This is a genomic window from Streptomyces sp. NPDC001157, from assembly GCF_053598255.1.
This window is the reverse complement of the sequence record NZ_JBSFJW010000014.1, coordinates 178,530-197,829: the sequence shown is the minus strand read 5'-3', so window position 1 is coordinate 197,829 and position 19,300 is coordinate 178,530. Positions and strand designations below refer to the sequence as shown.

Sequence of the window (19,300 nt, the reverse complement as noted above, 5' to 3'; positions counted from 1 at the left end):
CCCACGCCGGGAACCATCGCGGTCCTGAGCCCTCCCCTGGGCCGCTCGATGATGGACCGATGCGGGTGAGATGTACGACGGTATTGACGATTGAACCCGTATGGCAAGACCTGGAACGAGGCCTCACGTTTTTGTTGGTTTGACCGTTACAGAACCCAGAAGAATCAGAAAACTGATCACGGTCACTGCGATGATTCCGCCGGGCACCGACCACCGGTGAACGGCCAACATGCCCTGTGCCACCAGCATGTTGAGAACAATTGCGCCCGCGAGCGCGGCGAGTGTGCGGCCGAAGGGCTCCAGCCCGCGCAGCGCGACCCCGATGGCCGTCGCGGGCGCGGCGAGCAGAAAAAACAGGGTGAGCGGCCCGCGCAGAGGTGAGCCGGAGTCGGCCAGCGCCAGCAGCGCGCCGAATCCCCCCACGGCCGTCGCGGCGCCCGCGAGCAGTGGCGACAGGTCCCTCCCCGGTCCTGGTCGCGCCCGCTCGGCGCCGTCCGTCGACGATCTGCCGTCGGCCGAAGATCTGTTGGTGAGTCTCTTGATGCGGATGGTCTGCATTGGCGACTTTGCCCCCCAGCGCGCCGGATGCCGGACTTCAATGTCGCGCAGCGTCAGACGGGCCGTCAAGAGATGGCGCCCTCCCACAGCTGTTCTCATCCGGCTTTAAACATGTGTTCCCCGGAGGCTTCGGCTGCCTCCGGGGAACGTGGTTCAGGCCGCGCGGGCCCCTCGCGCCGTTGCTACGGGACGAGCTTAAGGAGCTTGTTCGGCGAGCCGGAGCCCGCGCTGGTGACCACGCCGGAGGTGGCGCCGTTCACCAGGGCCGTGGCGACCTGGGCCGGGGTGGCCGAGGTGTGGCCCGCGAGGTAGACCGCCGCGGCGCCCGCGACATGCGGGGTGGCCATCGACGTACCGGAGATGGTGTTGGTCGCGGTGTCGCTGGTGTTCCAGCCCGCCGTGATGGAGGAGCCGGGCGCGAAGATGTCCAGGACCGAGCCGTAGTTGGAGTAGCTGGCCTTGGCGTCCGAGTCGGTGGTCGCGCCGACCGTGATCGCGGTGGAGACACGGGCCGGGGAGTACGAGGAGGCGTTGGCGGAGCTGTTGCCCGCCGCGACCGCGTAAGTCACTCCGCTCGATATGGAGTTGGCGACCGCCGTGTCCAGCGAGGACGAGGCGGAGCCGCCCAGCGACATGTTGGCGACGGCCGGCGTGGTGTGGTTCTCGGTGACCCACTCGATGCCGTCGATGACGCCCGCGGTGGTGCCGGAGCCGTCGTTGTCGAGCACCCGGACGGCCACGATGTTCGCCTTCTTGGCGACACCGTAGGTCGAGCCCGCGATCGTGGTGGCCACATGGGTGCCGTGGCCGTTGCCGTCGGAGGCGGTGGTGTCGCCGTCGACGGCGTCGTAGCCGTAGGAGGCACGGCCGCTGATCTGGGTGTGGGTGATGCGGACGCCGGTGTCGATGACGTACACGGTCACGCCGCTGCCCGCGCTGTCCGGGTACGTGTAGGTGCCGGAGAGTGGCAGCGCGGCCTGGTCGATGCGGTCCAGGCCCCAAGGGGCGCTGGACTGTGTGGTGTCGGTCAGCCGGACGCGCTGGTTCTGCTCGACGGAGGCCACCGACGGGTCGGCCGCGAGTCTCCTGGCCTCGGTCGCCGAGAGGGTGGCGGTGTAGCCGTTGAGCACGGTGTCGAAGGTCTTGCGGACCGTGCCGCCGTACTCCTTGATCAGGCCCTTGCCCGCGCTGGAGGCCGCTTTGAGGCCGGCGCTCTTCTTCAGGGTGACGATGTAGCTGTCCTTGACCGCCGTGGGGGAGCCGGCCGCCAGGACCCTGCCCTCGGCCGGGGCGGCCTGGGCGGGGAGGGTGGTGAGTCCGCCGACGAGAGCGGCGGTCGCCAGACCGGTGACGGCGGCGAACCGGAACTTCATGCTGCGCAGTTGTGCCATTACGAGGGAGTCCTCCTCTAGGCGGCGCACGCCTGGGTCGGGCGCACGACTGTGGGGGGTGCGCGCGAGGTGGCACGCACGGCCCGGAACGTCGCGTTCCCGCCCCAAGCCGAAGTAAAGAATGGGTCATAGGCCGGTGTGGAACAAGGGAGTTGAGGGTTCGTCAACAAACCTGTCATGGGCACGTAATCAAACATCCCGTGAAGCGCCGGTGATGACCCGTCAGGATCCGAAAAGTCTTGACATGGACACTTCCCATCGACACGTGTAATTGGTACGACGGTTACGGCAGAGATCCTGCTAAAGGGAGGTTCCATGAGACGTTCCCGAATTGCCGTTTTCGTGAGCTCGATCCTCCTCGCCGCCAGCACGGCCCTCACCGGGGCCACGGCGGCGCAGGCGTCCGGGCAGGCCGCAGCCACCGGCTATGTGGCCCTCGGCGACTCCTACTCCTCCGGCGTCGGCACCGGCAGCTACATCAGCGCCAGCGGCGACTGCAAGCGCAGCACGAAGGCCTACCCCTACCTCTGGGCCGCCGCGCACTCACCCTCGACGTTCGACTTCACCGCCTGCTCGGGCGCCCGTACGGGTGATGTTCTGTCAGGTCAGCTCGGCCCGCTCAGCGCCGCCACCGGCCTGGTCTCCATCAGCATCGGCGGCAACGACGCCGGCTTCTCCGACGTCATGACGACGTGTGTGCTCCAGTCCGACAGCGCCTGCCTCTCCCGGATCAACACCGCGAAGGCGTACGTCGACTCGACGCTCCCCGGACAGCTGAACAACGTCTACTCGGCGATCACCACCAAGGCCCCGAACGCCCACGTCGTCGTCCTCGGCTACCCCCGCTTCTACAAGCTCGGCACCACCTGCGTCGGTCTCTCCGAGACCAAGCGGAAGGCGATCAACGACGCGGCCGACTACCTGGACACCGCCACCGCCAAGGTCGCCGCCGACCACGGCTTCACCTTCGGCGACGTCCGCACCACCTTCACCGGGCACGAGATCTGCTCCGGCAGCTCCTGGCTGCACAGCGTCGAGTGGTTCAACATCGGCGAGTCGTACCACCCCACCGCGGCCGGCCAGTCGGGCGGCTATCTGCCCGTCCTGACCAGCGCGGCCTGATCACTCGGAAGGTGACGGCGAAGTACTGGAGGAGGCCCCGCCCGTCGGGGTCTCCGACACACAGGTCACCGAGAACGGAACCGAGTTGGACGTCGTCCGCTTCGGCGAGCGCACCTCGACACTGATCGAGTTCCGGAAGGTCCCGGTGCTGTTGTACGTCGTCACGAACGCCCTGTCCTGCTTGGTCTTCCCGCCGCCCTCCGGGAAGGACAGGGTCTTCCATCCCGGATCCATGATCTGCCCGTCCTTCGACAGCCAGCGGTAACTGACCTCCGCGGGCAGCTTCCCGACCGTGAAGGTCGCCGTGAACCCGGGCGCGTCGCTCTGGGCGGGCGGACAGGCGCCGGAGTAGTCGGTGTTGGAGCCGGCCAGGGTGACGCTCACGGTCTGGGGGGCCGCCGTGGAGGCGCTGCTGCTCGGAGTCGGCGTCGGGCTCGCGCCTCCGCCGGGGTTGCTGTGGGTGGCGGTCGACGGAGTCCTGCTGTCCGAACGGGGGGTGTCGGCATTGTTGTCTCCCCCGCCACCGTTGTCGCGCTTCAGCAGCGCGTACGTCAGCCCCGCGATGGCCAGGGCGAGGACGACCACCCCGATGACCAGGACGGCGCCGGCCCGTCGGTTGCGCTCCGGCGGCGGTGCGGCCGTCGCGGTCGTCGCGGGACTCGGCGTGGGCCGCGTATATCCGGCTGGATACGGCATCGGAGGCGTCGGCGACTGAGGCTGCGGGAACGCCGCGACCGTCGGCGCGAACGGCGACGCCTGCGCGCCGTACCCGTAGGGCGTGCCTCCCGCTCCGATGATCCGCAGATCCTGCTCGGCCCGGTCGGCCGGCAGCCGCTCGGCCGGGTCCTTGCGCAGCAGCCCCTCGATGACGGGGGTCAGCGGACCGGCCCGGTGCGGCGGCGGCAGCTCCTCGTCGACGATCGCGCGCAGGGTGCTGAGCGGGGTTTCCTGGCGGAACGGGGAGTTGCCCTCGACCGCCGCGTACAGCAGCACGCCGAGCGACCACAGGTCGGACTCCGGGCCGGGCGTGCGGCCCAGCGCCCGCTCCGGCGCCAGGAACTCCGGCGAGCCGATCACCTCCCCGGTCATCGTCAGCGCCGAGCTCCCCTCGACCTGCGCGATACCGAAGTCGGTGAGCACCACCCGGTCGTCGTTCGACAGCAGCACATTGGCGGGCTTCACATCGCGGTGCAGCACCCCGGCCTCGTGCGCCGCCCGCAGCGCGGCCAGCACCTCGGCACCGATGTGCGCGGCGCGCTGCGGCTCCAACGGGCCCTCGGCGTCCAGCAGTTCGGCAAGTGAGATACCGCGGACCAGCTCCATGACGATCCACGGCCGGCCGTCCTGCGTCGCCACGTCGTACACCGTGACAACGTTGCGATTGGCGACCCGCGCGGCCGCCCACGCCTCGCGCTCCAGCCGGGCATACATCCGCTCCACGTCCGCAGCCGGCAGCCCGGCGGGCGCACGCACCTCCTTGACGGCGACCTCGCGGTGGAGCACCTCGTCCCGAGCCCGCCACACGGTTCCCATGCCGCCCTCGCCGAGAGGGGACAGAAGACGGTAGCGGCCCGCGATCAGACGTTCACTGCCCGATTCTTCGGACACGGGCGTCCCCCATTCGCATCCGCGTGTTTTCTCCACTCCGTGCGTCTTCTTCACAAACGTAGCTCAGCCGAGTGCGGATGCGGCCCCCTTGAGCACCAGTCCCACCCCGAGAGCCACGACGAGGAACGCCGAGCCCAGGGGCGCGGTCCTGCGGACGAGGGCCGCCATCGGGTGGGTGGTCCAGCGGGGGCGCCTGTCCAGCACACGGTTCATCCCGGTACCCAGCTTGACGACGGCGAACCCCGCCGCGGTCAGGGTGAGGGCGAGCCCGACGCCGTACGCGACGACCAGCAGCAGCCCGAACCAGGCCTGGCCGAGCGCCGCCGCGCCGACGAGCACGACGACCGCGGAGGGACTGGGCACGAGGCCCCCGGCGAAGCCGAGCAGGATCGTGCCGCGGAGGGTGGGGGCGATGGAGTGGGTGTGGGTGAAGCCGCCGTGGGTGTGCTCGACGGTGTCTGAGTGGGGGTGGTGGTGGGAGTGGGTGTGGTCGGAGTGGTGGGTGTGGCTGTGGTCGTGGTCCTGGCTGTGGTCGTGGTCGTGGCTGTGGAGGTGGTCGTGATCGTGGCTGTGGGGGTGGTCGTGGTCGTGGTCGTGTGTGCGGCCGGGGGAGTGGGTGTGAGTGCGAGCCTCCGCTGCCGTCGAGGCGGTTTCGGTGTGGGCGGCGACCAGGACCAGGGCGCGTTCCTCGGGCTCGGAGGTCTCGTGGGGGTGCGTGTGCCCGCCGGGGTCGTGCGGGTGCGGGTGCGGATGGTCGTGGTCGTGCGTGTGCCCGTGGTCGTGCGTGTGTCCGTGTCCGGGGCCGCGGTTGCGCCAGGCCCGGCGTACGAGCGTCGCGCCCGCGCAGGTGACCATGACGCCACTCGCGATGCCCAGCCAGGTGATCACCGAGGGGGCCGCCGCCGAGCCGGCCGTGACCAGGAGACCGAGGGCGACCACGCCCAGGGTGTGGGTGACCGTGACCGACGCGGCCAGGGGCATGACGTCCTTGAGGCGGGCACGGCCGCCGCGGGCGGCTGCCGTCGCGGCCATCAGGGTCTTGCCGTGCCCCGGCGCGAGCGCGTGCATCGCGCCCAGCACGACTGCGATGAGGAGCGACAGCGCGGCGAAGCCGAAGGTGAGGTCGTGGCGGGCGACCAGGTTGTTCAGGGCCTGTGTCCAGCGGTCGGCGCCGCGCGGCAGCACGGCGGCGCCGGGGGCGTCCTGCCGCTCCTCGACCAGCGCCGGCCCGCCGGAGCGCACACGCAGGGAGGCGGACGAGGTGTCGGCGGGGGAGGAGAGCAACTCCTTGGGATAGCTGGTGAGTTCATGGGAGACCGACGTCTTGGGTACGTCCGTCGAGGTGAGCGTCATGCGGTCGCCGCGGGCGGTGATCTCCCGCCAGCCGGGCCCGGAGGTGGCGCCCTCGCTGTGGAAGTCGAGCGTCACGGTGTCGCCCTTGGGGAGCGGCGCGGTCAGCCGGCACTCCACCCGGATGGTGTTCAGCCCGGCCTGCCCCGGCCGCAGCTGAGCCTTGCTGCTGCCGACGGTCAGGGCGGCGGCTTGTCCGTCGACGGTGGCCTTGCTGCCCTCGGCCGCCCTCGCGCACCGCTCCTTCGCCCACTCGGTCATGCCGAGCCGCTTGATGTCGGGCTTGGCCTGGGTGGCCGGGATCTCGGCGAGGTCCTCGACGTGGTCGACGCGGAGCTTGCCGGGGGCGGCGACCAGACCGTCGTAGCGGTTGACGGTGAAGTTGCCGAGGGGGTGCGCGCTCGCGCCGGTGGAAGGTACCAGCGCGAGCGCGCAGGCCGCCGTGAGGACGGCCCCGGCGGAGGCGAGCGATCGACGAGGGGTCACTGCGCCGCCTCCAGGTCTTCGAGTGCCTTACGGGCTTCACGGGCGCCCAGCGGTGAGAAGCCGGGGTTGAGTTTCAGCGCCGCCTTCAGGGAGTCACGGGCGTCCTTGGTGTGGCCGGTGGCGCGTTCGATCATGCCGCGGTGGTAGATGAACGAGGCGTTGTCGTAGCCGGTGGCCGTCGCCTGCCGGGCGTACGGGAGGGCCTCGGCGTCCTTGCCGTTGACGTGCAGGGCCCAGGCCAGGGCGTCCGCGGTGTGCACGGTGTGGCGACGGGCCCACTCGGCGCGTGCGGCGCGCAGGGCCGCGGCCTTGTCGCCGTGGTCGGCCGCCGCGAGGGCGGTGTCGAGATCGGCGTTGACGCCGTTGGCGCGGGCCAGGGCGATCCAGGCGTCGACGAGGGCGTACTGGTCGCGGGCCTTCGCCTCGTCGCCGGCGGCGCCGCGGTCCTCGTACATCTCGCCGAGTTCCACGAGGGGTTGGGGCAGCGGGTAGCGGGCGACGAGCTGTTCCATGTCCCTGAGCCCGGTCGCCTTGTCGCCGCTCGCGTACTCGGCGCGGGCGCGGCCCTCCAGCGCCGGCAGGTAGTTGTCGTCGGCGGCGAGGGCGCGGGCGTAGTAGCTGACCGCGGTCTTGTGGTCGCCCTGGTTCCAGGCGAGTTGGCCGAGCTGGAAGGCGACGTAGGAGATGTCGCCCTTGGTGCTCGCGGTGCCGAGGGCCTGCTCCAGGACCCGGCGGGCCGTCTTCACGTCCCCGCGCAGCTCGTGCACATACGCGTACCGGGTGAAGACGGGAATGCCCGGACGCCGCGAGTCCGCGGTGTCGGCGGCCTTCGACGCGTCGGCGTAGCGGCCGAGTTCGACGAGGGCGTCGATACGGGAGGAGAGGGCGTTCTGGCTGTAGGGGTTCTCCTTCAGCACCTGGTCGGCGTAGTTCAGGGCGTCCTTGAAGTCGTGCCGGGCCGCGGCGAGGGCGGCCTGCCCGGTGATGGCCTGCTCGTTGCCGGGCCGCACGGCGAGGGAGCGCTTCAGCGCCTTCTCGGCCTGCGGGTAGCGAGACGGGTCACCCTTGGTGCGAGCCTGCTCGACGTACGCCAGCCCAAGACTCGCCCAGCTCCCGAAGTCCCTTGGCTGCGCCTTGAGATGGGCCTGCAGGGACAGGATGCTCGCGTCGATGTCCCCGCTGTTCAGCAAGGCCGGCGACAGCGCGCTGGGCGCGGCGGAGACGGCCGCGGTACCACCGTCCCGGATGGCGCCGTACGCGATGGACCCACCGGTCAGCGCAACGGCCAACAGAGCGGCAAGCCCGGCCAGTTGCCCGACATGCCAACGCCGCCCGACGGACGCGACCCGACGGACAGCGGCGACGCGTTCGTCGACGGGTTCGCCCTCAGGGACGTCGACGGCTGTGCAGGACTCCGGTTCGGCAGCGCCCTGAAGGGGCGCGGGGAACTGCGCGACCAGCCCGGACGAGCCCGCAGACGGCGCACTGCCGGCCTCGGCACTCTCCACCCCGCCCGCGGAGCGGTCTTCGCTGTCGTTCGTACGCGGGGCCATTGCCCCCTCCTCAACTACCGTGCCAAGTAAGAAAGTTGCCGCCCGGAGGGCGGCGCGGCCCGCACCGTGGGGGATGAGTACGTGCAGGCCGCGCCAGTCAAGGGGTGATGCGATCCGCGGATCGGGCGGCTGCCGCTCCGAAGAGTCCGCCCGATCCGCCGTCGGGGGCGGCCTAGTAGACCCGGCTCCGCATCCGGCGCCACCACATGAGGCCCGCACCGATCAGAGCGATACCGGCGGCTCCGCCACCGGCCGAGGCCGCGATCAGCGTGGTGTTGTTCATGCCACCGGCTGACGCGGGCTGCAGGGCGTCGCCGAGCTGGCTCTTGACGTCGCTGCCGCTGGAGACGCCCTTGGCGGTCGCACCGCGCGAGCCGGACGTCGGGTTGGCCAGGTACGGGAAGTACTTGCCGAAGCCCTTGTCGTTCTTGTCGACCGCGTCGCCCAGGTCGTTCTTGGAGCCGACCAGTTCGCCCTCCACGACCTGGAGCGCCTCGTCGATCACGTCGTCGGTGAGCCGGCGCCCGTTCGGGAAGCCCGCGTTGTCACCGTCGAGGACGCCCAGCCGCTTCGGATAGGCGGTCGGCTTGATGGACGTGTTCAGGCGCAGCTCCTCCGCCGGACGCACGTACGGCGGCTGGTTGAGGCCCTTGACGCCCTTCAGGAACACGTCGACGAGGTCGTTGCGCGGCTCCGACGGCGCCTTGATCTTGTAGATCGACTCGATGAGCTTCGGCAGCTCCGGGTTGGTCACGTTCTTCAGGAACTGCCCGTCCTCCCACGGCGAGGACGCGTTGAACTTGTCCTTGTCCTTCAGCGGGTTGACGACCTCGTTGACCAGCGGGTTGCCCAGACGCGAGACCTGCTCGTAGTAGCCCCGGGCGTTCTTGCGCGCGACGGTCGACCAGACGCCGATGATCGGCTGATGCTTGGACTCCGTGAGCATCTCCGTGGGCAGCTGCAGGGCGATCGAGTTGACGTTGTAGCCCTTGAGGGTGTCCCGGCCGACCTCGGAGAGGTTTCCGCCGTACAGCAGGTCGAAGACGCGCAGGTCCGCGAAGAACGGGTCGTCGGCCTGGCCGGCGAAGGTCTGGCCGCCGTTGGAGAGCTTGTAGATCGCCTGGTCGCGCAGCTTGCCGTAGTCGGGCATCGACGCCTTGCCGACGTCCGACGGCGCCACCGGAATGTCGTCGGCGAGCCTGGTCTTCGAGACGACCCGCTGCTTCCTCAGCTTGATCAGGTCGATGTCGTACGTCTGTGTGATGTTCAGGTCCGGGTCGGTCAGGTTGCTGACCACGCCCGTGTTGTACAGGAACGACTTCTTGTTCTTCGTCTGCGTGCGGAACGTGTAGCGAAGCAGCAGGTCACCCTGCGCGTCACCGTTGTTGTCGATGTGGATGTCGTACTGGGCGTCGTCGCCGAACTGGTAGAAGTTCGGGCCACCCGCCGGTTCCTCGAACGGGATGAAGTTCGCGATGACCGTCGTGGTGTCCGGCTTGTCCGGGCTGACGAACGCGTACAGGTCCGTGTTGTCGTACTGGGGCTGCCCCGAGATCAGCGGGGCCTCCCGGTGGCTGGAGGCGGAGGCCGCCCCCGGTTCCAACGTGGCCACACCGGCGGCCGCGAGCCCGCCGGCGGCCAGTGCACCAGCTATGAGGGTCGCGATGCTCCTGCGTCCCGCGCCGCTCCTGGAGTCAGTTGTCATGCCGTCCGTCCTCAGTCCCAACTTGCCTGACGAACGCTGATTCGGAGCGGTCGCCGGAGTGGATTGGTGGAATCTCAAACGTCTTTACGGCAAACCCCTGATCTTGTTTCAGTCGAACCGCAAAACTTCTTTGGTGGGGCGTGGACCCGCGTTTCGGGCGCGCTGATCCGTACCCCATCCGGAGGTGCGTTCGTTGCGAATGCCTGGTGTGACGGGACGGGGCCCATGCGGGCGGGGAGAGGGGGACCGAGTGGAGGCGGACGAGCTTCTGGTACTTGTGGCCGGCGGCGACCAGAAGGCATTCGAGGAGCTGTACGGCCTGGTGTCCGGTCCGGTGTTCGGACTGGTCCGCCGGGTCGTACGCGACCCGGCGCAGTCGGAGGAGGTGGCGCAGGAAGTGCTGCTCGAACTCTGGCGGTCCGCCGCGCGGTTCGACCCCGGCCGGGGCAGTGCCCTGTCCTGGATCCTCACCCTCGCCCACCGCCGCGCCGTCGACCGGGTGCGCAGCGCCCGCGCGGCCGTCGACCGCGAGCAGCGCGAGGCACGCCGGGCCCACCACCCCGCCTTCGACCAGGTCACCGAGGAGGTCGAGGCGGGCCTCGAACGCGAGTGGGTACGCCGCTGCCTGGACCGCCTCACCACCCTGCAGCGCCAGTCCGTCACCCTCGCCTACTACGACGGCTACACGTACCGTGAAGTGGCCGAGCGGCTCTCGCTGCCGCTGGGCACGGTCAAGACCCGGATGCGCGACGGACTCACCCAGCTGCGCAAGTGCCTGGGAGGTGTCGCATGAGTCTCCTCGCTCGACTGCTCGGCCGCGGGGATCTGCACTCGCTCGCGGCCCCCTATGCGCTCGACGCGCTGGAGCCCGCGGAGCGGGTCCGCTTCGAGCGGCACCTGAAGAAGTGCGAGCGCTGCGCCGCGGAGGTGCGCGCCCTGTCCGAGGACGCCGTCCGCCTCGCCTGGTCCACGGCCGCCCCGCCGCCGGCCGCGATGCGCGACCGGGTGCTGGCCGCCGTACGGGCCACCGCGCAGGAGGCGGGGCCGCTCGCCCGGGAGCACACGCCCCAGCTGCCGCCCCACGTCTGGGGCACACAACCGCCGCCGGGACGCTCCCGTGCGCCGCGCGAGCGCCGCCCCTTCTTCGTGCCGTTCGCCACGGCGACGGCGGCCGCGGCCCTCGTCGTCGCCTCGCTCTTCGCCGTGCAGGCGCATCAGACCCAGGACAAGCTGGACGCCGAGCGCGCCCAGACACGTGAGATCGCCCACGTTCTCGCAGCTCCCGACGCGCGGGCGACCACCCGCAAGGACCCGCAGGGCCGAAGTATCGGAGCGGTCGCCTCCGCATCGGAGGGACAGGCGGTCGTCACGCTCAGCGGATACGACGCCCTGCCCAGCGGACGCGTGCACCAGCTGTGGCTCATGCGCCCCGGTGCGCAGCCACGCTCCCTCGGGCTCTTCGGGGGCGGCGACACGCCCTTGGTCGCGACCGACCTCAGCAAGTCGGCGACGTCACTCGCAGTGACCGTCGAGCCCGACGGCGGGTCACCGCAGCCCACCAGCCAGCCCATTGTCCAACTCGCCCTGAAATCGGTTGGATTCGGAGAGTGACCATGGAGGAGTCGTCAACACCCTTATGGGGAAGGTGAATCCTGTGACCGCGATACACGAGTGCCCCGAGGGAGCGATAGGGTTACCCTGCCCGGGCCGGGTGGACTCGTACGGGTGGGGAGTGACATGGAACAGATAACAATGCGCAGCAGGGCCAGGGTCCCTGCGATCACCTACGGGAGCAGCGCGACCAGTTCGCGTCTCGACCGCCATCTCTCGGTGCTGGGCGGCCCGGCCGTACCGCAGCGCGAGACGGCCGAGGCGACCTCGCTGATGCGTGAGCTGACCGCGCGTGACACCCCACGTGAGCGCAGTGCCAGCGGCAACCGGATCAGCCGTGTGCTGCTCTTCGCGCCGCTGCGCCGACTGCGCCGTTCGCTGTTCGGCGGGCGCTGAGCCCTACCGGCGTTTCTGCGTCCGGTGCAGTGCTGCGGCAGCCGTCCCTCATCCCCGCGGCGTGCAGTGGTGCACCGGCTCGCAGCCCGTACTCGGGCATGCCCCGCCATGGAGGGCGTCTTCGGTGCGTCCCACCCGCTCGGTACCGAAGGCAACCCTCCATCGACTCCCCGGCTGTTGAGATCACCGGCCTGCGTACGTGTACCTCCGCACCGCGAGCGGCATGAACACGGCGATCAGGGCCACGCACCAGCCCAGTGACCCGGCGATCGGATGCGCCACCGGCCAGGCGGCATCCACCGGCACCGGCGCGTTCCCGAACAGGTCTCGCAGTGCCGTGGTCACCGCGCTGATCGGATTCCACTCGGCGAGGGTCCGGAGCCAGCCCGCGAGTCCCTCGGTCGGGATGTACGCGTTCGACAGCAGCGGCAGCACGAAGGTCGAGGCGCCGAGCTGCCCGGCCGCGTCCTCGCTGCGGGTCAGCAGTCCGAGGAAGATCCCGACCGACGTGCAAGCGAAGCGGAACAGCAGCAACAGCGCCACGGCGGCCGCCACTTCAAGCGGGCTTCCCTCGACCCTCCAGCCCACGGCGAGCCCGACCAGCAGCAGCGGCACCGTCCCGATCGCCGTGACCACGAGATCGGCCACCGCCTGCCCGAGCGGTACGGCGGCCCGGCTCACCGGCATCGTGCGGAACCGGTCCATGACGCCCCGGTGCGAATCGGCCGCGGCCTGGAACATCCCGGTCATGATGCCGCCCGCGGCCGTCGCCACCAGCAGTCCCGGCACCAGGAAGGACCGGTACTCGCGGCCGGGCATCGTGAGGGCGCTGCCGAAGACATAGCCGAAGAACAGCAGCATGTTGATCGGCATGACCTGAGTCAGGATCGCCAGCCCCGGGCTGTTGCGGACCCGCCGCAGCTGTCGGCCCACCATCGCGAAACCGTCGTACGCCAACGTGCTCATGCCGCGGCCTCCTTGGGGTCGGCAGGGACCTCTTGTGTTCCTTCCGTGAGCCGCAGGAATGCCTCGTCGAGGGTCGGTGGACGCAGGCTCACGTCGAGCAACGGCACCCCGGCGGCGTCGAGTTCGCGTACCAGGCGGGGCAGGGTGAGCGTCGAGTCACGGGTCACCGCGCCCACCGCGTTCCGTTCGTGGTCGAACGACGGTTCCGTGCCGGTGAGTTGATCGACCACACCCGCGGCCCTGACCAGCACGCCCGCATCGGCGACGACGACCTCCACATACGCCCCGACGAGCGCCTTGAACTGGTCCGGCGAGCCCGTGTGCGCCACCCGCCCCCGGTCCATCAGGGCGATGTCGTCGGCGAGTCGGTCGGCCTCCTCCAGGTACTGCGTGGTCAGCAGCACCGTCGTACCGTCGGCCGTGAGTTCGCGCACGGCCGACCAGATCAGTTGGCGGCTGGCCGGGTCGAGCCCCGTCGTCGGCTCGTCCAGGAACAGCACCTCGGGCCGACGGATCAGACTCGCCGCCAGGTCCAGCCGACGACGCATTCCGCCCGAGTAGGTCGACGCCGCCCGGCCTGCGGCCTCTGCCAGCCCGAACCGCTCCAGGAGCTCGTCGGCGCGCTGCCCTGGCGCGCGCACCCGGTGCAGCCGCGCGAACAACTGCAGGTTCTCGCGGCCCGTGAGGTCACCGTCCACCGACGCGTACTGCCCCGTGACCGCGATCCCGCGCCGGACGGCCGCGGGCTCCCGGACGAGGTCGTGCCCCGCGATCCGCGCCGATCCCGCGTCCGGCCGCAGCAGTGTCGTCAGCAGCCGTACGGCGGTCGTCTTGCCCGCCCCGTTCGGCCCCAGCACGCCGCAGACCGTGCCCTGGGCCACCGCGAGATCCAGCCCGCGCACCGCGTGCACCTCGCCGAACCTCTTCTCCAGACCTTCACTAAGTACAGCGTACGTAGAAGTCATGTCTCGACCATAGCGCACTACGTACGGTGTACGTAACTAGGATGGTGACCGAGGTGATGATCGATGGCGGGCCGAGCGGCGGTACCCGAAGTGATCTGGGCGCGTCCCGAGCGGACGGGCCGGGGGCCGAGGCCGGCCTACACGCGTACCGACATCGCGGCGGCCGCGGTGAAGGTCGCCGACGAGGGCGGCCTGGACGCGGTGTCGATGCGGCACGTCGCGGCCGAGTTGGGCTGCGGGACCATGTCGCTGTACAACTACGTCCCCCGCAAGGAGGACCTGTACGAGCTGATGGTGGACGCGGTCAGCGGTGAGCACGAGGTGTGGGAGCCCTCGGGGGACTGGCGGGCCGACATGCGCCGGGTCGCCGAGCAGACGCGGGCGTTGATGCACCGGCATCCGTGGCTGACGCGGCTGATGTCACCGGTGTACGGGTTCAGTCCGAACGCGTTGCGGTATCTGGAGCACTGTCTGGCCTGCCTGGACCCGCTCGATGCGCGCTACGGCATGAAGATGCAGCTCGTCGGGATGCTGAACGGGTGTGTGACGTCGTATGTCGCCACGGAGTTGGCTGCCGCCGAGCGGACGCGGTCGTTGCCGTGGTCGGCGGAGGAGGAGAGTGCGGCGCGGATCGCTTATCTGGGGGGTGTCCTTGCCGGTGGGGCTTATCCGCGGATGGCTGCGGCGTTCACCGAGGACTCGGGGCCGATTGATCTTGACGGGGCTTTTGAGTTGATGGTGGAGCGGATGCTGGATGCGTTTGCGCCGCGGGGGTGAGGGGCGCTCCGCGGGGTGACGGGATGGGTTGTCGGGCGTCTGCGGCTCCGTCGTGGCTTGTCGCGCCCACGCGGCGGAGCCGCAAATCGATACTGCTCCGCGCCCCTGAAAGCCGTTACAGCAACGCGAACTGGCCCTCTGGGCCTTCTTCGTGGTGGTCGAAGACCGAGGCCGGCTTGCGGGAGGTATCCGGCACGGGCAGGACGCTCGCCTTGCCCAGCTCGGCTGCCGTGATCGGCGCTGTCACCGTCAACTCCTGCTGTCGCGGCCGCAGTTCTGCCAACAGCGCCAGGATCGTGATCAGCTCCAGCAGTTCCGACGTCCACGTCTGTGGCCACGTCGTCGGACGGATCGCAGCCAGCGTCCCCGGCTCCGCCTCCGCCGTCCGTGTCGTGAACCACTGCTCCAGGACCCGGATGCCCGCCGTCTCGAAGTCCCAGGCCTCCGGTGGTACCGGGGAGATGCGGCCCTCGTCGAGCAGCAGGGTCTCCTCGTCGCGGGCGTAGGCGATCGTGAGGGGGCGGGAGGGGAGTGGGGCGCGGACGTACGGGCGGCGGCCTCCCGGGAGTTTGGGGCGGTCGCCGTTGCGGCGCATCAGCCAGAGGATGCGGCGGCCCAACTCCACACCGTGCGACCAGAGTTCGGGGTCATCGGTGAGGGGGACGGTGAGGTCCGGGCGGATGGTTGCCAGGGTCCAGGCCAGGACGTCGGGGGGAGTGGTGGCCACGCCCAGGCGGGTGCTCAGGTGCTCCAGCAGCCCCGGCGCCAGGTTGGGTTCCGTGCCGCCCGGGCGCCGGTACAGCGGGCGGATGCGGCCGGGGCGCAGGAGTGGGAGGCAGGAGGTGGCGAGCAGTTGCGGGCCGGCTGCGTCCGTGGCCGTCTCGACGACGAAGACCTGGTGCTCGTCCGCGACCCGCCACAGCTCGGGGCGGGCCGTGTCGATCAGGCGGTGGTCGGGGATCAGCCACTGTTCGTCGAAGGGGGCGCGCAGGACGCGTACCGGCTCGGGGCAGGGGCCGGAGGTGTGGATGAGTTTCTCCGTGCCGCTCGGCTGGCCCGGCAGCTGGCCGACCGCCGAGCGCAGCGTGCGCGAGCGGGTCGGCTCGAACAGGGCCTCGCGGTCCGGGCCCTCGGCCTTCATCAGGGCGTCCCAGCGGGCCTTGAGGGAGGCGGCGTCGGGGCCCGTCGGCCACCCCCGGCCGAGCCGCGGCGGTGCGACGGACCACGGCATGAGGTCCGCGAGCAGCGGAGCGTCGTCGTGCGTCACGCTGGGCATCGTACGGCCTGGCACTGACGGTGACGTCATGTGGCGTCCAGCGTCACCGTGAAGGAGAAACGGTCGCCGCGGTAGTGGATGACGGCCACGTCCAGGACGCGTCCGTCCCCGTCGTACGTCACGCCCGTGTAGTGCAGGATCGGGCTGAGCAGCGGGACTTGGAGCAGACGGGCCGTCTCCGGGTCGGCCAGGCGGGCCTCCACGGTGTCCGTGATACGGCTGATGTCCGCCCGGACGATGTCACGCAGCACCTTGGTCATCGGCCGGCGCACCAGGTCGGCAGGGTCGAAGCGGGCGGCCAGTTCGGGACGGACGTAGTTGCGGGCGTGGTTGGTCGGCTCGCCCGTCTTCTCGTCGCTGCGCAGCCGGTGGTAGGTGGCCACCTCGCCGGTCTGAGGGAAGTGCTCGGCGAGTTCGGGCGGCACGGGCGACCTGCCGTGGTCCAGCAGCTCCGTCACCATCCCGGACTGCTGGGCCACGATCGCGTCCACCGAGCCGAGCAGCCGGACCGGGGCACCCCTCAGGGCGCCGGGCTCGATGAACGTGCCCCGGCGGCGATGGCGCGTGATCAGGCCCTCGTCCTCCAACTCCTTCAGCGCCTGCCGCATGGTCAGCACGCTCACCCCGTAGTGCCCGGCCAACTGCTCCTCGGTGGGCAGCCGCAGCGGGTCCTGGGGCGAGCGGCCGAGTATCGAGGCGCGCAGGGACTGCGACACCTGGTACCAGAGCGGCAGCTTGCGGTTCAGGACGATCGAGTCCGGGGCGAAGGAGGTCACGGGCCTATCCGTACCGGTCGTACGCGATCAGTGCAACGGGCGGAAATGCCGTTCGAGGCCTTGCCACACGTCGTCGTAGCGCTGCTGCAGATGCTCCGCGCCCGCCGCCTGCGGCGTGAGCGTCACCGGCCAGCGGGTCTCGAACATGAACGCCAGCCCGTCGTCCACCTTCTGCGGCTTCAGCTCGGCCGCGCTCGCCCGGTCGAACGTCTCCCGGTCCGGACCGTGCGCCGACATCATGTTGTGCAGGGAGCCGCCGCCCGGCACGAAGCCCTCCGCCTTCGCGTCGTAGGCGCCCTCGATCAGGCCCATGTACTCGCTCATCACGTTCCGGTGGAAGTACGGCGGCCGGAAGGTGTCCTCGCCCACCAGCCAGCGCGGCGCGAAGACGACGAAGTCGATGCCGGCCAGGCCCGGGGTGTCGGACGGGGACGTCAGCACCGTGAAGATCGACGGGTCGGGGTGGTCGTAGGAGATCGTCCCGATGACGTTGAAGCGGCGCAGGTCGTAGACGTACGGCACATGGTTGCCGTGCCAGGCCACCACGTCGAGCGGCGAGTGGTCGTAGACGGCCGTCCAGAGGTTGCCGCAGAACTTGTTCACCACCTCCACCGGGCCCTCCACGTCCTCGTACGCGGCGACGGGGGCCCGGAAGTCGCGCGCGTTGGCGAGACCGTTGGCGCCGATCGGGCCCAGGTCGGGGAGGCGGAAGGGCGTGCCGTAGTTCTCGCACACATAACCGCGGGCGGAGGCATCCAGCAGCTCCACACGGAAGCGCACCCCACGAGGAACCAGCGCGACATGTCCGGGCTCCACATGCAGCAGCCCGAACTCCGTGCGCAGCAGCAGCCCGCCGTGCTCCGGGACGATCAGCAGCTCGCCGTCCGCGTCGCTGAAGACGCGTTCCATCGAGGAGTTGGCGTGATACAGGTGCACGGCCATGCCGGTGCGCTGGGTGGCGTCGCCGTTGCCGCCCAGGGTCCACAGGCCGGCCAGGAAGTCCGTCCCGGCCGGGGGCTCGGGCAGCGGGTTCCAGCGCAGGCGGTTCGGGTCGGGGACCGACTCGGTGAACGGGGCCGTACGGATCGCACCGTTGTCCGTGCGCGCGAACGAAGGGTGCGCGGCCGACGGGCGGATGCGGTAGAGCCAGGAGCGGCGGTTGTGGGCCCGCGGCTCGGTGAACGCCGTACCGCTGAGCTGTTCCGCGTACAGCCCGAGCGGTGCGCGCTGTGGCGCGTTGCGGCCCTCGGGGAGGGCGCCGGGCACCGCCTCGGAGCTGTGCTCGTTGCCGAAGCCGGAGAGGTAGGTCAGCCCCTCGGCCGTCTTGCGCGCGTCCCCGCTCATCATCGCTCCCTTGCGACTGCCTGCTGATTCCTATGCATCACCGTAGGATTGCGGTTTCGCGGGCGCAAGGGGGTACCCGGGCTCCTCATCAGGGAGGAACGAGAACCAGACTCCAGGGGGATCCGAGTGTCGGACCGGTGTCCTAGTCTCCCGGGCATGTCGTGGACGCGGGGTCTTCCAGCCGTGCTCGCGGTCGGTGTCCTGCTGCTGACCGGATCCGTGAGCTGCGGCTCCAGTGATGCGCACGAGGGGAAGAACGGCGATTCCATCTCGCCGGTCGGCAAGCTCCTGGACGACACGGACAAGCAGGGGCGGCACTACCGTGAAGTGAAGAAGAAGGGTGCGCCCGCGGTCGGGATCGAGGTGCAGCCGGACTACGGCAACACCTGGGACGTCCATCTGACCGTCCACAACTTCCGCTTCTCGCCCCGCGGCGCGAAGGCGGTCGCGGCGGCAGGCCGCGGTCTCGCCTACGTCTTCGTCGACGACCGGCTCGTCACCCGGCTCCGCGGCCTCACCTGCCGCCTCCCGGCCAGGTTCGTGCCGCACGGCACGCATCACGTCACCGCCCGGCTGTACGCCGACGACGGCACCGTATGGGCCGTGCAGGGCCGGCCCGTGGAGAGCACGGCCGACATCACGGCCTCTCAGGCGGCGGGCGCGCCGAGCGCCACTCCGGGGGCGACCGCACTGGGTGCATCCGGCACCTATGTGCGTGCCGGGGGGCGAGGTTCACCGGAGCGCTCCGGAACGGCATCATGAAGCCTGTGCCCCACGCAACATCGCTACGCCGAGCCCCCGTGCAGCGACGCAGTGCCGAACGGCTGACCCGGATCCTCGACGCCTGCGCCGACCTCCTCGACGAGGTCGGCTACGACGACCTGAGCACCCGGGCCGTGGCCCTGCGCGCCGGAGTCCCCATCGGCTCGGTCTACCGCTTCTTCGGCAACAAGCGGCAGATGGCCGACGCCCTCGCCCAGCGCAACCTGGAGCGCTTCACCGAGCAGGTCACCGAGCGGCTGCGATCGGCCGAAGACGGCGGCTGGCGCACGGCGATGGACGCCGTCCTCGACGAGTACCTGGCCATGAAGCGCACCGCGCCCGGCTTCTCCCTCGTCGACTTCGGCAACCAGATCCCGGTCGGCGCCCGCACCGCGGAACCCAACACCCGCGTCGCCGACCGCCTCACCGACCTGCTCTCCGGCTACCTCGAACGGGAGCCGGACGACGATCTGCGCCGTACCTTCCTGATCGCCGTGGAGACCGCCGACACCCTGGTCCACCTGGCCTTTCGGGTGGCCCCGGAGGGTGACGAGAAGATCATCGAGGAGGCCCGGGAGCTGCTGCGGGCCTATCTGGCGCGCGTGCTGGACTGAGATCCCGCGGGGGCCGCGGTCCGCCGGATTTCCGACCTCA

At 70.4% G+C, this 19,300-nt stretch carries 18 protein-coding genes; 7 read left to right on the top strand and 11 right to left on the bottom strand.

Annotated features, from left to right (window positions below; translation table 11 throughout):
- Nucleotides 1–123: 123 nt before the first annotated feature.
- Nucleotides 124–627 carry a hypothetical protein gene (locus tag ACWDAG_RS24880; protein ID WP_450697763.1) on the bottom strand — a complete coding sequence of 168 codons (504 nt, stop codon included), beginning with the start codon at nucleotides 625–627 and terminating at the stop codon, nucleotides 124–126.
- A 113-nt stretch (nucleotides 628–740) separates the two neighbouring features.
- Nucleotides 741–1,949, bottom strand: a complete 1,209-nt coding sequence (locus ACWDAG_RS24875; RefSeq protein WP_450697762.1) for a S8 family peptidase — start codon at nucleotides 1,947–1,949, stop codon at nucleotides 741–743.
- A 315-nt stretch (nucleotides 1,950–2,264) separates the two neighbouring features.
- On the opposite strand from ACWDAG_RS24875, the gene ACWDAG_RS24870 reads away from it, so the two are divergent.
- Entirely contained in the window at nucleotides 2,265–3,071 is an 807-nt protein-coding gene (locus tag ACWDAG_RS24870; protein ID WP_450697761.1) for an SGNH/GDSL hydrolase family protein, read from the top strand.
- Here ACWDAG_RS24870 and ACWDAG_RS24865 read toward each other — a convergent pair whose 3' ends face one another.
- The 4 genes from ACWDAG_RS24865 to ACWDAG_RS24850 all read right to left on the bottom strand — a co-directional run bounded on the left by ACWDAG_RS24865 (nucleotide 3,072) and on the right by ACWDAG_RS24850 (nucleotide 9,773).
- Nucleotides 3,072–4,679: a protein kinase domain-containing protein gene (locus ACWDAG_RS24865; protein ID WP_450697760.1), complete on the bottom strand. Its 1,608-nt coding sequence runs from the start codon at nucleotides 4,677–4,679 to the stop codon at nucleotides 3,072–3,074. It lies immediately after the preceding gene.
- A 63-nt stretch (nucleotides 4,680–4,742) separates the two neighbouring features.
- Nucleotides 4,743–6,515, bottom strand: a complete 1,773-nt coding sequence (locus ACWDAG_RS24860) for an urease accessory protein UreH domain-containing protein (protein ID WP_450697759.1) — start codon at nucleotides 6,513–6,515, stop codon at nucleotides 4,743–4,745.
- The gene (locus tag ACWDAG_RS24855; protein WP_450697758.1) at nucleotides 6,512–8,068 is read right to left on the bottom strand and encodes a tetratricopeptide repeat protein; all 1,557 of its coding nucleotides are present in this window, start codon (nucleotides 8,066–8,068) and stop codon (nucleotides 6,512–6,514) included. Before ACWDAG_RS24855 ends, ACWDAG_RS24860 begins: the two co-directional genes overlap by 4 nt.
- 172 nt (nucleotides 8,069–8,240) lie before the next feature.
- Nucleotides 8,241–9,773 (bottom strand): DUF4331 domain-containing protein, encoded by a 1,533-nt coding sequence (locus ACWDAG_RS24850; protein WP_450697757.1) that lies wholly within the window; start codon nucleotides 9,771–9,773, stop codon nucleotides 8,241–8,243.
- 250 nt (nucleotides 9,774–10,023) lie between these two features.
- On the opposite strand from ACWDAG_RS24850, the gene ACWDAG_RS24845 reads away from it, so the two are divergent.
- The 3 genes from ACWDAG_RS24845 (at nucleotide 10,024) to ACWDAG_RS24835 (ending at nucleotide 11,780) form a co-directional block, all read left to right on the top strand.
- A complete protein-coding gene (locus tag ACWDAG_RS24845; RefSeq protein ID WP_266953822.1) occupies nucleotides 10,024–10,566 on the top strand; it encodes a sigma-70 family RNA polymerase sigma factor in 543 nt (180 codons plus the stop codon).
- Entirely contained in the window at nucleotides 10,563–11,384 is an 822-nt protein-coding gene (locus ACWDAG_RS24840; RefSeq protein WP_450697756.1) for an anti-sigma factor, read from the top strand. Before ACWDAG_RS24845 ends, ACWDAG_RS24840 begins: the two co-directional genes overlap by 4 nt.
- Nucleotides 11,385–11,510: 126 nt before the next feature.
- Nucleotides 11,511–11,780 carry a hypothetical protein gene (locus tag ACWDAG_RS24835; protein ID WP_450697755.1) on the top strand — a complete coding sequence of 90 codons (270 nt, stop codon included), beginning with the start codon at nucleotides 11,511–11,513 and terminating at the stop codon, nucleotides 11,778–11,780.
- Between the two features lie 183 nt (nucleotides 11,781–11,963).
- Here the strand turns inward: ACWDAG_RS24835 and ACWDAG_RS24830 are convergent, their stop codons facing one another.
- Together ACWDAG_RS24830 and ACWDAG_RS24825 are read right to left on the bottom strand one after the other, a co-directional pair.
- Complete coding sequence (locus ACWDAG_RS24830; protein ID WP_450697754.1) at nucleotides 11,964–12,746, bottom strand: ABC transporter permease; 783 nt, start codon at nucleotides 12,744–12,746, stop codon at nucleotides 11,964–11,966.
- On the bottom strand, nucleotides 12,743–13,711 hold the full coding sequence (locus tag ACWDAG_RS24825; RefSeq protein ID WP_450697753.1) for an ATP-binding cassette domain-containing protein: 969 nt from the start codon (nucleotides 13,709–13,711) through the stop codon (nucleotides 12,743–12,745). Before ACWDAG_RS24825 ends, ACWDAG_RS24830 begins: the two co-directional genes overlap by 4 nt.
- Nucleotides 13,712–13,774: 63 nt before the next feature.
- Here ACWDAG_RS24825 and ACWDAG_RS24820 point away from each other — a divergent pair, with 63 nt between their 5' ends.
- Nucleotides 13,775–14,488: a TetR/AcrR family transcriptional regulator gene (locus tag ACWDAG_RS24820; RefSeq protein WP_450697752.1), complete on the top strand. Its 714-nt coding sequence runs from the start codon at nucleotides 13,775–13,777 to the stop codon at nucleotides 14,486–14,488.
- 115 nt (nucleotides 14,489–14,603) lie between these two features.
- Here the strand turns inward: ACWDAG_RS24820 and ACWDAG_RS24815 are convergent, their stop codons facing one another.
- From ACWDAG_RS24815 to hmgA, 3 genes are read right to left on the bottom strand one after another with little or no spacing between them, the layout of a single operon-like run.
- Nucleotides 14,604–15,764, bottom strand: coding sequence for a type ISP restriction/modification enzyme (locus ACWDAG_RS24815; protein WP_450697751.1), 1,161 nt, complete (start codon nucleotides 15,762–15,764; stop codon nucleotides 14,604–14,606).
- Nucleotides 15,765–15,790: 26 nt separating this feature from the next.
- Nucleotides 15,791–16,540 (bottom strand): GntR family transcriptional regulator, encoded by a 750-nt coding sequence (locus ACWDAG_RS24810; RefSeq protein WP_450697750.1) that lies wholly within the window; start codon nucleotides 16,538–16,540, stop codon nucleotides 15,791–15,793.
- Nucleotides 16,541–16,567: 27 nt separating this feature from the next.
- Nucleotides 16,568–17,884, bottom strand: coding sequence for a homogentisate 1,2-dioxygenase (gene hmgA, locus ACWDAG_RS24805; RefSeq protein WP_450697749.1), 1,317 nt, complete (start codon nucleotides 17,882–17,884; stop codon nucleotides 16,568–16,570).
- A gap of 156 nt (nucleotides 17,885–18,040) precedes the next feature.
- Between hmgA and ACWDAG_RS24800 the strand changes: the two genes are divergently transcribed.
- Together ACWDAG_RS24800 and ACWDAG_RS24795 are read left to right on the top strand one after the other, a co-directional pair.
- Nucleotides 18,041–18,646, top strand: coding sequence for a hypothetical protein (locus ACWDAG_RS24800; protein ID WP_450697748.1), 606 nt, complete (start codon nucleotides 18,041–18,043; stop codon nucleotides 18,644–18,646).
- Nucleotides 18,643–19,260 (top strand): TetR family transcriptional regulator, encoded by a 618-nt coding sequence (locus ACWDAG_RS24795; RefSeq protein WP_450697747.1) that lies wholly within the window; start codon nucleotides 18,643–18,645, stop codon nucleotides 19,258–19,260. Before ACWDAG_RS24800 ends, ACWDAG_RS24795 begins: the two co-directional genes overlap by 4 nt.
- Nucleotides 19,261–19,300: the final 40 nt, after the last annotated feature.

What these genes read in the sequence shown, in the direction of transcription:
- ACWDAG_RS24875 (WP_450697762.1), bottom strand. Translation starts at nt 1,949, where the DNA reads ATGGCACAACTGCGCAGCATGAAGTTCCGGTTCGCCGCCGTCACCGGT.
- ACWDAG_RS24870 (WP_450697761.1), top strand. Translation starts at nt 2,265, where the DNA reads ATGAGACGTTCCCGAATTGCCGTTTTCGTGAGCTCGATCCTCCTCGCC.
- ACWDAG_RS24855 (WP_450697758.1), bottom strand. Translation starts at nt 8,068, where the DNA reads ATGGCCCCGCGTACGAACGACAGCGAAGACCGCTCCGCGGGCGGGGTG.
- ACWDAG_RS24850 (WP_450697757.1), bottom strand. Translation starts at nt 9,773, where the DNA reads ATGACAACTGACTCCAGGAGCGGCGCGGGACGCAGGAGCATCGCGACC.
- ACWDAG_RS24840 (WP_450697756.1), top strand. Translation starts at nt 10,563, where the DNA reads ATGAGTCTCCTCGCTCGACTGCTCGGCCGCGGGGATCTGCACTCGCTC.
- ACWDAG_RS24835 (WP_450697755.1), top strand. Translation starts at nt 11,511, where the DNA reads ATGGAACAGATAACAATGCGCAGCAGGGCCAGGGTCCCTGCGATCACC.
- ACWDAG_RS24830 (WP_450697754.1), bottom strand. Translation starts at nt 12,746, where the DNA reads ATGAGCACGTTGGCGTACGACGGTTTCGCGATGGTGGGCCGACAGCTG.
- ACWDAG_RS24825 (WP_450697753.1), bottom strand. Translation starts at nt 13,711, where the DNA reads ATGACTTCTACGTACGCTGTACTTAGTGAAGGTCTGGAGAAGAGGTTC.
- ACWDAG_RS24820 (WP_450697752.1), top strand. Translation starts at nt 13,775, where the DNA reads ATGGCGGGCCGAGCGGCGGTACCCGAAGTGATCTGGGCGCGTCCCGAG.
- ACWDAG_RS24815 (WP_450697751.1), bottom strand. Translation starts at nt 15,764, where the DNA reads ATGCCCAGCGTGACGCACGACGACGCTCCGCTGCTCGCGGACCTCATG.
- hmgA (WP_450697749.1), bottom strand. Translation starts at nt 17,884, where the DNA reads ATGAGCGGGGACGCGCGCAAGACGGCCGAGGGGCTGACCTACCTCTCC.
- ACWDAG_RS24800 (WP_450697748.1), top strand. Translation starts at nt 18,041, where the DNA reads ATGTCGTGGACGCGGGGTCTTCCAGCCGTGCTCGCGGTCGGTGTCCTG.
- ACWDAG_RS24795 (WP_450697747.1), top strand. Translation starts at nt 18,643, where the DNA reads ATGAAGCCTGTGCCCCACGCAACATCGCTACGCCGAGCCCCCGTGCAG.